Source organism: Telluribacter humicola (genome assembly GCF_017355935.1).
GTDB classification, from domain to species: Bacteria; Bacteroidota; Bacteroidia; order Cytophagales; family Spirosomataceae; genus Telluribacter; species Telluribacter humicola.
Window position 1 is genome coordinate 279007 of the sequence record NZ_JAFIQT010000007.1, and the last position, 11838, is coordinate 290844.

At 51.2% G+C, this 11838-nt stretch carries 8 protein-coding genes; 4 read left to right on the forward strand and 4 right to left on the reverse strand.

The window, feature by feature from the left end:
• Positions 1 to 90 precede the first annotated feature (90 nt).
• Positions 91 to 3492, forward strand: coding sequence for a ThuA domain-containing protein (locus JUB14_RS23795; protein ID WP_310586191.1), 3402 nt, complete (start codon positions 91 to 93; stop codon positions 3490 to 3492).
• A gap of 121 nt (positions 3493 to 3613) precedes the next feature.
• Here the strand turns inward: JUB14_RS23795 and JUB14_RS23800 are convergent, their stop codons facing one another.
• Complete coding sequence (locus JUB14_RS23800; RefSeq protein WP_207509354.1) at positions 3614 to 4150, reverse strand: pyridoxamine 5'-phosphate oxidase family protein; 537 nt, start codon at positions 4148 to 4150, stop codon at positions 3614 to 3616.
• 225 nt (positions 4151 to 4375) lie between these two features.
• Here JUB14_RS23800 and JUB14_RS23805 point away from each other — a divergent pair, with 225 nt between their 5' ends.
• A complete protein-coding gene (locus tag JUB14_RS23805; RefSeq protein WP_207509355.1) occupies positions 4376 to 4921 on the forward strand; it encodes a hypothetical protein in 546 nt (181 codons plus the stop codon).
• Between the two features lie 169 nt (positions 4922 to 5090).
• The gene (locus tag JUB14_RS23810) at positions 5091 to 6716 is read left to right on the forward strand and encodes a sulfatase family protein (protein WP_229368195.1); all 1626 of its coding nucleotides are present in this window, start codon (positions 5091 to 5093) and stop codon (positions 6714 to 6716) included.
• A 130-nt stretch (positions 6717 to 6846) separates the two neighbouring features.
• On the opposite strand, the gene JUB14_RS23815 is transcribed toward JUB14_RS23810, so the two are convergent.
• The 3 genes from JUB14_RS23815 to JUB14_RS23825 all read right to left on the reverse strand — a co-directional run bounded on the left by JUB14_RS23815 (position 6847) and on the right by JUB14_RS23825 (position 9588).
• Positions 6847 to 8190 carry a hypothetical protein gene (locus JUB14_RS23815; RefSeq protein WP_207509356.1) on the reverse strand — a complete coding sequence of 448 codons (1344 nt, stop codon included), beginning with the start codon at positions 8188 to 8190 and terminating at the stop codon, positions 6847 to 6849.
• Between the two features lie 45 nt (positions 8191 to 8235).
• Complete coding sequence (locus JUB14_RS23820; RefSeq protein WP_207509357.1) at positions 8236 to 9087, reverse strand: carboxypeptidase-like regulatory domain-containing protein; 852 nt, start codon at positions 9085 to 9087, stop codon at positions 8236 to 8238.
• A gap of 66 nt (positions 9088 to 9153) precedes the next feature.
• Positions 9154 to 9588: a hypothetical protein gene (locus JUB14_RS23825; RefSeq protein ID WP_207509358.1), complete on the reverse strand. Its 435-nt coding sequence runs from the start codon at positions 9586 to 9588 to the stop codon at positions 9154 to 9156.
• Between the two features lie 272 nt (positions 9589 to 9860).
• Between JUB14_RS23825 and JUB14_RS23830 the strand changes: the two genes are divergently transcribed.
• Positions 9861 to 11834 carry a tetratricopeptide repeat-containing sensor histidine kinase gene (locus JUB14_RS23830; RefSeq protein ID WP_207509359.1) on the forward strand — a complete coding sequence of 658 codons (1974 nt, stop codon included), beginning with the start codon at positions 9861 to 9863 and terminating at the stop codon, positions 11832 to 11834.
• Positions 11835 to 11838 lie beyond the last annotated feature (4 nt).

An 11838-nucleotide genomic window follows, 5' to 3' on the forward strand; every position in this document is an offset into this window, starting at 1 on the left:
TGCGCACTGGGAGTATCCGCAGGAATTTACTCCTGCACAAACAGCAAACAGCGCGCTAGCACCAGTAGTAGCAATCTGCCTGTCAGCCAAGTGCAAGCAGCCGTAGCGCCTGCGGCAGGAACGCCTGCCGCACCTCAGCGGGTGCTGGTGTTTTCCAAGACTAAAGGCTGGAAACACTCTTCCATTCCTTTTGGCATAGCGGCCATTCAGAAATTAGGTAAAGAGCACAAATTTGTAGTTGATACCACCAAAAACGCCGCCTACTTCACCGACGACAGCCTACGCAACTACGCGGCGGTTATCTTCAACTGCACCACCGGCAACGTACTGAATGCCGAACAGCAGGCCGCGTTTGAGCGCTATATTCAGGCGGGCGGTGGCTACATGGGTATTCACTCTGCCTCCGATACCGAGTACGAGTGGCCCTGGTACGGCAAGCTCATGGGCGCACACTTCGCCAACCACCCGCTCAACCCCGGTGAGCGCATGGCGGCCATTGATGTGACCGACAAAAAACATCCCTCCACGGCGCACCTGCCCGATCGCTGGGAGCGTAAGGACGAATGGTACAGCTACCGCTCGTTCTACCCCGGCCTGAACGTACTGGCCTACCTCGACGAAAACACCTATGACAACGGTACCAACGGGGCCAACCACCCTATAGCCTGGTACCACGAGTTTGACGGTGGTCGTGCTTTCTATACCGGCGGTGGCCACATGGACAGCAGCTACGACGAACCGCTGTTCCTGCAGCATATTCTGGGTGGTATTCGGTACGCCATGGGCGACGGCAAGCCGCTTGACTATAGCAAGTCGTACGCCGTAACGGTACCCGAAGAGAACCGCTTTGTGAAGACGATCCTGGTTAATGACCTGGATACACCCATGGAGCTGGCGGTATCCGACGATGGCCGGGTATTCTATACCGAGCTGCGCACGGCCAACCTGTACCTATACGATACCCGTACCAACAAAAACTCCCTGGTACACCGCTTTGACGTGGCTACTAAAGGAGGGACCGGACTAATAGGCGTAACGCTGGATCCGAACTTTAACAGGAACAAGTGGATTTACCTCTATTACTCGCCTCCTACCGATAAGGAGCCTATCCTATTCAACCTGTCGCGTTTTACAGTAAAAGATGATAATACACTGGACCTGGCGTCGGAGAAAGTACTGCTGCAGGTACCGGTACAGGAGAATAGTGGTGCCCACCACGGCGGCTCCCTGGCCTGGGACAAAGAGGGCAATCTGTACTTATCGACCGGTGATAGCTCCAGTCCGTTCCCATCCAACGGCTACGCGCCCGTTGATGAGCGCCCCGGCAAGGAGTACGTCAGTCTGGATGCCCAGCGCTCCTCGGCCAATACCAACGACCTGAAAGGAAAGATCCTGCGGATCAAACCTCAGTCTGATGGAACTTATACTATTCCCGAGGGCAATCTGTTCCCGAAAGGAATGGCCAAGACACGCCCCGAGATTTATACCATGGGCCTGCGGAACCCGTACCGTATTGCGGTTAACCCCAAGACCTCGGTTCTGTATTGGGGCGAAATCGGCCCGGATGCCGGCAAGGACAGTATTCAGGGACCACGTGGCTATGATGAGTTTAACCAGGCCAGAAAGGCGGGTAACTTTGGCTGGCCTTACTTCATTGGCAACAGCTATCCGTATGCTAAATGGGACTTTTCTACCGAAAAGCCCGGTCCGCTCTTTGACCCCAGGGCGCCGGTCAACAATTCACCGAACAATACCGGTCTGACGAACCTGCCCCCGGCTACACCGCCCATGATCTGGTACCCCTACGCCGCCTCGAAGGAATTTCCGGAACTGGGGCTAGGTGGTCGTAGCGCGATGGTGGGTGAGTTTTATACCTTCGACAAAAACTCCACTTCCAAAACCAAATTCCCAGCCTACTACGACGGTACCCTCTTTGCCTTCGACTGGATGCGCAACTGGGTGATGGCTTTCCGCTTTGATGAGAACGAAAACTTCCTGCGCGCCGAGCCTTTCATGTCCGTCAACGGTGATTTCCGTCGACCCATCGACCAGGCATTTGGTAAGGATGGCGTGATGTACATGCTGGAATACGGCTCGGTATACGGTGCCGATAACGAAGATGCCCGTTTGGTCAAGATTGAGTACAACACCGGCAACCGGGCACCAATCGCCAAAGCTTTTGTGATGGATTCGGTGGAAGCAGCCCGCCTGCCCAAGCGTGTATTCCTGACCTCAGAAAACCGCTACGTCTCTACCCAGAAGGAGGCCGTTGGTGAGGCTCCGCTGCGTGTGATGTTCGGCAGCCGCGGTACCGCCGATCTGGACGATGATGACGAGATCACCTACCAGTGGTTGTTTGATGGCAAGACCGTGGGCTCCACCCGTCCTACTGCCTCCTACACCTATACCCAACCAGGTACCTACAACGCCATCCTGAAGGTAACCGACAAGGCCGGTCAGGTAGGTACCGATACCATCGTGGTAAAAGTAGGAAATGCCCGTCCTGAGGTAGCAATTACAACGCCTAATAACAAATCGTTCTTCTGGGAAAACAAACCTTTTACCTACGATGTGAAAGTATCAGATAAGGAAGATGGCAAAGTTGACCCTAAGAAAGTAAAAGTTTATTTCAGTTATAATCCGCAGCCAAGTACTACGCCGGGTACCGCGCCCATCGGGCACCAGCCGGAGGCCCCGCTGGTGTCGGCCTCGCTGGGTAGCAGCCTCATCGCCAACAGCGACTGCCGGGCCTGCCATACGGTAGACAAGGTGTCGGTAGGACCATCCTTTACGGCCGTAGCGCAGCGGTATAAAGGACAGGCAAACGCGCTGGCTTCACTTTCGGCTAAGATTATCAACGGTGGCGGCGGTAACTGGGGCAAGGAGCACGTGATGAGCGCGCACCCGCAAATCTCCCCGCAGGACGCCAACGAAATGGTGAAGTACATCATGTCCCTGAACGAGCCCCAGAAGCAACTGACTACCCTACCTACCCAGGGTACTATCAAACTGACTGAGCATAAAAAGGACGAGCCCCGGGGCGAGTACACCCTTATGGCTACCTACACCGACAAAGGAGGTAAAACCATAGGTCCGCTGACCAACACCGAGGTAGTTAGCCTGCGCTCCGCCAAGGTACAGACGGTATACGCCGACGCCCACGTGGGCTTCCCACGTTGGGGCAACCGCCTGAGTGGGGGTAATCACAAGTCGTACATCCTAATGAAAAACATTGACCTGACGGGCATCCGCAAGTTCATGTACGAGTACAGCTCGGGCAAGCAGGGGGAAATCGAAGTACGTATTGACTCCCAGGCCGGACCGGTTATCAGCCGCACGCCCTACACCCCGACTAATGGCAAGTCAGGTACTGTTACCGGCGAAATTACGAAACCTACCTCCGGCCGGCATGATGTGTATTTTGTGGTAGTAAAGCGCGATAAACCCAACGACAACATTATTACGCTGTCGAGTATAGAGTTTCAGCAGTAGGTAGGTGTTAGGCGGTCCGCCGCGCTATATTAGGTTGTAGTAAGTAGGTCCGACCAGTACTGGTCGGACCTATTGTTTAGAAGGCTAAGTACTTACGCTGTTGCTCTGGATTCTCTAATACCTATACCTTCAGTTCGCCTTCTATGGAGTCATCCAGGGTTTTGCCCAGCATCGCTCCTACGGTCATCTTCATGAAGGCTATGGCATTTCCGTGTTTATTATCCCAGTAGTACCCTTCTCTGGCTTCTACTTTTATAACCGTAATTCGAGGATCATCTATTCCCTCCGTAAACCATGTTTTCAGAATTGGATCCCACAATTCTTTGATCAATGCTTTATCGGTCGAAATGGTAGCCACCCCATTAACACTTAAAAAATCAGAATGTGCTGACCCCTGAAACAGCAGCTGAACTACCTGATCCTTCTGGATTTCCTGATTTTTATGGCTGTCACTGGCACTCAAAAACCAAAAGGTACCCGATTCATCTACTTTCTGTATTGACATAGGTCGTACCTGCAGGGCATTGCCCGTCCCGATACAGGTGCAGAAAAAGCAGGTATTGTTTTTTTCGGCCAACTCTTTCATTCGTTTACCTGCTTCGGCACCGTGCAGGTCTTCGTGGTTCTTTTCCGGTTGCTGACGATCTATGCTATTCATATGACTTTGTATTTTAGATATATCCTGAATAGAAGTACTGATAGTAGCTTCCTTCCATTAAAAAGATTATTCCAGCATTTTCAAGAAAAGCAGTTCCCCTCCGGAATTGTACTAAACGTATACCAGGTACCGTCCAATCTTCAACTACCATAGCGGATAGATTTATGCCTGTTCCTGCTTTTGTATCTATCATCTTCCTTCCGGCCTGGCTATTCCATCCTATCTATGAACAGAGAGAAAAATACTTTTGCTAGGTTTGTATGGAGAATTACAGCAACTCATACCATTGCTTATTTCGTAGCAGGAATTTTTGCCCTGCTAGTACTGGATTATGATGCATTCTTTGGGGTTGGTGCCCTGTCCTTTATGCGCCCCACTGATTCCTCCTGGGTTGCAGCCGGTCCGGGATTACAGGTGGTAAGGGGAGTACTGCTATCCTTCTTTCTGTTCCCGTTTAGCAATATCTTTCTTGATACTGAATATGGATGGGGCAAATTTTGGCTACTATTATTTGGCCTTAGTTACTTGCTGACACTCTCTGCTGCCCCCGGTTCATTCGAAGGAGTCATATATATCAACATCCCGCTTAAGTATCACCTGCTAGGGCTTCCCGAAACCATTATATACTTAACTCTATTTACTGTGCTAATGTGGGGCTGGTATAGGACTCCAAAAAAGATATTCAATGCAATATCTATCATAGTAGTAGCTTTGATCGTACTTATGAGTTGTATGGGAGTGCTAGCTTCCGTTGGTATAATCAAAACATAAACCAGTAGCTTGTACAGATTTGAAATACCGGAAAAGGCAAGCCTGCTGTAGCGTATTACTGGCATCAATTATTTTCCCTTGCCCTCTCTCTACACTGACGAGCAGCGGTTCAGCCAAATAGATTTGTCCCTGCTTCCGCTTTTACAGCTATATAAACACAAATGGATTCATGAAGTACGCACTCCTGACTTTCATGGTTGGTCTGGTAAGCTGGTTGGCTGGCAGTTTTATCAAACCCCAGCCCACTGCCGAAGTACCCGCCATACAAAAGCAAGCTAAACCCAATATCCTGATCATCTACCTGGATGACCTGGGGTATGGAGATGTGAGCGCCTACGGTCAGAATACCCTCAAAACCCCTAACATAGACAAACTTGCTAAGGGTGGTGTACGATTTACCAACGGCTACGCTACCTCTGCTACCTGTACCCCCAGCCGCTACGGAATGCTGACCGGAATATACCCTTGGCGCAATGATCAGGCGCGGATTCTGCCCGGTGATGCTCCCCTGCTGATTGACACAACGCTGATGACCTTACCTAAGATGCTCCGTCAGGCAGGATACCATACCGGCATCGTGGGCAAGTGGCATCTGGGTATCGGTAACGGCAGTGTAGACTGGAACCAGGACCTCCAGCTAAACCCAAACGATGTGGGGTTTGACTACTCCTACATCATGGCAGCCACCACCGATCGCACGCCAACTGTCTACATCGAAAACCGCCGGGTGGTAGGCCTGAGTGCCAGCGACCCGCTCTACGTCAACTACGAGAAAAACTTTGAGGGAGAGCCTACCGCTATCTCTAATCCTGAACTGATGACGAAGCAGAAGTGGCACCACGGGCATAACCAGTCGGTGCATAACGGCATCCCCCGCATCGGCTTCCAGAAAGGCGGCAAGTCGGCTCTGTGGCATGACGAAGATATGGCGGATGTATTTCTTGATAAAGCCAAAGCCTTTATTGATAATGTGGATTCAAAAGAGACCGGCAAGCTGACCGCGGCCCGGCCGAACGCGGCCCAACCGAACGCGGCCCGGCCCTTCTTTCTGTACTATGCTTTACAGCAGCCACATGTACCGCGCGTGCCACACCCCCGGTTTGTGGGCAAATCCGGTATGGGGCCTCGGGGTGACGCTATCATGGAGGCAGACTGGTGCGTGGGCGAGATCATGAAAAAGCTGGAAAGCGAAGGACTGACTGAAAATACCTTAGTACTATTTTCAAGTGATAACGGACCTGTTCTTAATGATGGCTACTATGATGACGCCGTAGAAAAAATTGGCAGGCACCAGCCTGCCGGTAGGCTGCGGGGTGGAAAGTACAGTCTCTACGAAGCGGGCACCAAGGTACCCTTCATCACCTACTGGAAGGGGCGCATCAAGCCCCAAGTATCGGATGCTCTGGTGTGCCAGCTTGATCTGATGGCCTCACATGCCCAATTAGTGGGTGTTAAGGACTCTTCCCAGGACAGTCAGAACCTACTGTCAGCCTTTCTGGGAGAGTCAAAGAAAGGAAGGGACCATTTGGTACTGGAAGCAAGCGGCCGGTTGGCTTTCCGGAACCAGAACTATATTCTGATCCCGCCCTACAAGGGGAATGCCCTGTCTAAGGAAGTAAACATTGAAACCGGCGTATCCCCGCAGTACCAGCTATTTGATGTAGCCCGTGATCCGGGTCAAAAGCAGAATCTGGCCCAACAGCACCCTGACAAACTCGAAGAAATGAAACGTGGTATGCAAAAAATCGCAGGCGGAAAATATAAAGCCAATACCGCTGACCTTGAACTGAAATAATTAGCCTGTAGTAAGAGAGAAGAAGTCTACTGGTACAAGCACTGGCCGACAAAAGAAGGTTAACTATGCAGCAGCCCAATCATTTCTGATCGGGCTGCTGCATTTGGTAGTCTGGTTTACCAGTAGAAGCTTAATTCACTCGCTTCACCCTGAATTTGGCTTTGAACTCCGTGGCAGGTGGGTCGAACTCACCCACAATAAACAGGTTGGCTGAAATCTCCCCTTCGATGTAGCCACCGATGGGAGCCCACTTGGTAATGGTGACGGTACCGCCGGTGTATTGGGTGTTGAGTCCGCAGCCCCGGTCGGTACAGATCTGATAGCTGCTGCTGTATCTTTCACTTCCTTTGGCATGGCCGGTATTCACCTTGATCGCGGCGAACTGTCCCTTTTCCTGATCACCGAAGGCATAGGTACCCACGCCGATCGCCTTCCCCTCCGGACCGGTAATCATAAGGTCGAAGGTCTGGTTGCCGTTAATATAGGAGCTGATACTAAATTTACCCCGGGTATCTACCCTAATGCTACCGGTCTCAAAATCGCCGGTGTTGTAGAGCCTCGTACCTTTAAGGGTATATTCCAGAAACTGCTCATGGCCTATCTGGATCTCTTTCTGCAGCAGGAGAACATCCTTGCCCGCATAGCTTCGGGCCGGGTCGTTTTTATTCACAATTACATTGAAGTTGCTCAGCCGCACCCCTACCCCTACCGGGTTCACCGCGGGTACGGTGGCAGGTGCCTGAAAGGTAGCAACGCCTGGCTTGTCGGGAGTTACCTTGCCTCCCCCATAGTTCACCGTCCACTCAAACTTAGCGCGGGTGTTGATGTATTCTTCCAGTACGCCCAGTTTGGGATCACCGTCTCCGGTCAGGGAGTAGTTCATATATTCCATGACCCTGAGCTTTGTTGACTCGCCCTTGTTCAGGAAGCTGTCATCGGCCACCAGCATAATGGTTTCAAAGTAGGTCCAGTCGCTGAAATGCGTGGTTTCAACGGTCAGCGTCTTGTTTTCTTTATGCAGAAAGGTATTCGTTGCTACCCGGTAGAAGCCATCGGCATCCTGGTAAGTCAGGTACAGGAACTCCGGACTTCCGTTTACCAGGGCGACTCCATCATAGGACAGCGTCAGAGTAACGGGCTTGCTGAATTTAACGCCCTCGGGTAACAGCCGGTACGATTTAGCCTTGCTGCCCGGGAAGGTGTTTTCCACCTGCTGAATGCTAAAAGTTGTAGGAGCACTTACGGCTCCAGCCGGTACCGACAGGCGGATGCTCGCATCCGGCATCTGTAGCTCGCCTCCATTGGTCCCGATGGTTTTTGTAACGGGTGCCCCTATGAGAGCGCCGTGCTCAGTTTTGATAGGCGTAACTTCCGTAGAGTCTTCTATGGGTTCGGGTGTGTTATTCTCGTTGCAGGCGCTTGCGGCTATCAGGAGAAACAGCAGCAGTAGATGTAGAAATTTGAAATTTTTCATGGCTAATAAATGATGGAAAGGAAAAAGGCACTGTGGCTGTTACTACTAATAGATAAAGATGGGTTCGTCGTTGGTTGTGAGCAGTCCGTTTTCGTAGTCACCGCTACTGCCCAGGTGCGGCTTGAAGTAGAAGCCTTCAATGGCGGCAGCATGACCACTGCTTACGCTTTTACTTAATTGTACCGCTCTGCTTGCCCCATTCAGTTTGGCTTCGGCGGTAATGCGGTACTCGCACTGGGCTATGTCGTGTACCCAGTAGTTATATTCTCCTTCCTCAATGGTGAATGATTTTCTGATGACAGACGGAGCACTTCCGTCAAATAGCGTGGCACCCGCTACCGGCGTTAGAGTAACTGTGACTACTGTACCGGCCGCCATGGTAGAGGCGTCGAGTCCGAGGTTACGGAACAGCAGAGTACCTCCAAAATACCCTGATCCTGAACGCTCATTGCGGGGACGGTCGGGTATCTGACCGGATAGCTGCCAGTTAAAGTTCTTCACGGCTCCTCCTTTGCCCGGGCTGAACGCATCATAGTCAGCCGCCGCAGGCATACCCAGGCGCAGGTGATAGGTTTTACCCTTATAGTTTACTTCCTTCCAGGCGTATACTTTCCAGCTCCCGATCTCCAGCTTGGGTAGCTTATAGCGTCCTTGTTCGTCGGTAGTTACTTCGGTTGAGCCATATAAGGCACTGTTATCGGCGCGGACTTTTACACCCGCCATGGGTGCCCCCTTCGTATCCACTACCTTACCAGTTACCGAGTAAGCCTCAGCCACTACGTCGATATCAGGCTCGGGGGTATGTACTTCACAGGAGAAAAGAAACAGGCAGTTAGCCAGCATCAACGTGGTTGCCTTGACTAGTGACTGAAAGAATTGAGGTGTTACATTTTTCATGGCTAAATAGAGTTATTTATGTGCTAAGTATATTCTGATGAAAATTCTGAATGCTGGCTACCGATGCTACAGCTTCATCTCGGCCGCCTTGTCGCAGGCAAACTGAATGCTTTCGTAGGCTAACCTGAGCTTCGCATTCTCCCCCAGACGATGCTGGATGTAGGCATCGAACTGAATCTCCTGCATGAGCTGCAGCCACCGCTTCGTACCGGACTGGTACAGGAGCTGCCGCTTTTGTTCGGATGAGAGAGAGCGGTACCAAACCTGATAGTCGGGTTTTAGCTTTTGCATTCCTCTGGTAAACTCCTGCTTCATCCTCTCCAGGAGCATGATCGTTTTGTTGTCGTTCTTTTCCCGAAGGGCCGCGAGGGCATGGCTGTATCGCTTTTCCATAAGCCTGTCGCGCCTTGTTTCCAGCGATGATGCCTGAAAAGCCGCCGTTCCCAGAATCATACAGAAAAAACACAGCAACATGGCGAGCGATATGAGGTGCTTTTTCATTATATGATTTGTTCAGTGGCCTGTTTCTTTGATTATCTGATGCAAAATTAGGTGACTGCTCCCTCGCGTTTGTGCGTAGAAAAAATGAAAATCAGCAATACGTACTAGTACGTAGATGATGAAGGCCTGACTTTGCTCAGGCGTAAGGGACGGAGGCAAGGTACAGGCACCTAAAGTAACCTTACTATCTTTTCATGATCTGGTTATAAGAAGGGATGCTGGCTTTTTCGTACCTTTGTCCAACCCTATTCGGTTGTTTTCCCACACAAATCATGCATCGTATACCTCTTCTGCTTTGTAAGAAGCCATGGAGCAGTCTGCTGCTCTTATTTCTGCTGCTAACCAGTACCTATAGCCGGGCTGGCTCCACTCCGCATGACACAGTACAGGTAGAGAAATGGCTGAAGCTGGGCCTGGCTAAGCTAGGTCAAGGCCAGCCCGATTCGGCGGGTGTGTATGCTCAGCAGGCGAGTAAACTATCTAGAAAAATCGGGTACCTGCGGGGCGTCAACAATGCCATAGGGCTTCAGATAAAAGTGCTGCACCAGCAGGGAAAATTCAAAGAAGCCCTGGATCTGGCTCAGGAAGGCGTGCAGATCAGTAAAAAGCTGGATAAAAGGGAACTGGCCAGAGCCTACAACAATATCGGCTTTCTGTACTCAAACATGGGAAGTCTGAAAGTGGCCGTAACTCATTTTCTGCAGGCTCTGCGACTAGCGGAAGAACTGAAAGACGCCCCGCTTCAGATGAAGTATGGTAACAACCTGGCTTCGGTATTTGGAGAGCTGAATGATATTGATAAATGCTTTCAATATTCTGAAAAGAGTTACCGGATAGCCCTTCAACTCAAAGACACCGCGGCTATTTCGGCGGGCCTTACCAATATGGGGGCCAGCGAACTGATCAGGAAGCGCTACAACAAAGCTTCAAAGTACCTGCTGGAAGTACTGCGACTTGGTCAGTTGACCCAAAACCCGGAACAGGTACTGTATGCTTATGAAAACCTGGGGGAGACTGCCATGGAGCAGCGGTACTACCAACAAGCCCTTTCGTACTACCAGCAGGGCCTGCAGGTACTTCATTATCATCAGGACCCTTTGCATGAGGTATACATCTATAAAGGACTGGCTACTGTATACCTGAGAATGAACCTGCCGGACCAGTCCCTGCATTACCTGAGCCGAGGCCTTGCCCTAAGCAAAAGTTTGAACGCTACCAATGAACTGCGCCTTCTGTACCAGTTAGGTGCCGAAGTGCAGGAGAAACTGAATAACCCCCGGCAGGCACTTGAATACCAAAAGAAGTATCAGGCCCTGAACGACTCGCTCATGAGTGCAGAGACCCGGCAAAGTGTCCAGCGCATGGAGATTGAGTTCCAGACATCACAGAAGGAAAAAGAGATTGCCCAGCAAAACCTGCTACTCGCTCAGAACAGCCTGGAAATTGAAAGAAAGAACAACCTCATCTACCTGGCGCTGGTAGCGGTAGTGGCCCTGTTATCAGTCATTATTATCTTCTACATGCGCTACCGCGATAAGCAAAAGGCCAATGCACAGCACCTGCGGGTACTCCAGCAGGAAAGTGAGCTCAAAGTACTAATGGCCCGGATAGATGGAGAAGAAAAAGAACGGAGCAGACTGGCCCGGGAGCTGCACGATGGCGTGGGCGGTTTGCTTTCGGCTACTAAAATGCACCTGAGCGTACTACAGAACGAGGTAGATTGGGCGGGTCAGGCGCAGAAGTTCCAGCATACGTCTTCCATGCTTGATGCGGCTTCGCGCGAAATACGTAGCATTGCCCATAACCTCTCTCCCGACATGCTGCTCCGGTACGAACTGGACCAGGCCCTGGCTAACTTCTGCCAAACCGTAAGTAATGATTCATTACAGGTTGATTTTTACTACCTGGGCGAGCCTCTCAGGGTAAAGAACAACTTTAAGCTGGTGCTCTACCGCATGGTGCAGGAGCTGGTCAATAATGTTATCAAACATGCGGGAGCCACCCAGGCCCTGGTGCAGCTAAGTCATCACGAACATATACTTACCCTTACGGTGGAAGACAATGGAGTAGGATTTGAGGAGAACGGGGGAAAAGGCATAGGGCTGACCAACCTGCAGGCACGTGTAAAAGATATGCAGGGCGAACTAAGCATCGAATCCGCTCCCGGCAGAGGAACTACCGTGTATGCCGAATTTGATGTACTTCCCCATCTGGACAAAGACGTTACCGAAACTACCACTATCTAAGCCC

What these genes read in the sequence shown, in the direction of transcription:
- JUB14_RS23805 (WP_207509355.1), top strand. Translation starts at nt 4,376, where the DNA reads ATGAACAGAGAGAAAAATACTTTTGCTAGGTTTGTATGGAGAATTACA.
- JUB14_RS23830 (WP_207509359.1), top strand. Translation starts at nt 9,861, where the DNA reads ATGCATCGTATACCTCTTCTGCTTTGTAAGAAGCCATGGAGCAGTCTG.
- JUB14_RS23825 (WP_207509358.1), bottom strand. Translation starts at nt 9,588, where the DNA reads ATGAAAAAGCACCTCATATCGCTCGCCATGTTGCTGTGTTTTTTCTGT.
- JUB14_RS23800 (WP_207509354.1), bottom strand. Translation starts at nt 4,150, where the DNA reads ATGAATAGCATAGATCGTCAGCAACCGGAAAAGAACCACGAAGACCTG.
- JUB14_RS23820 (WP_207509357.1), bottom strand. Translation starts at nt 9,087, where the DNA reads ATGAAAAATGTAACACCTCAATTCTTTCAGTCACTAGTCAAGGCAACC.
- JUB14_RS23810 (WP_229368195.1), top strand. Translation starts at nt 5,091, where the DNA reads ATGAAGTACGCACTCCTGACTTTCATGGTTGGTCTGGTAAGCTGGTTG.
- JUB14_RS23815 (WP_207509356.1), bottom strand. Translation starts at nt 8,190, where the DNA reads ATGAAAAATTTCAAATTTCTACATCTACTGCTGCTGTTTCTCCTGATA.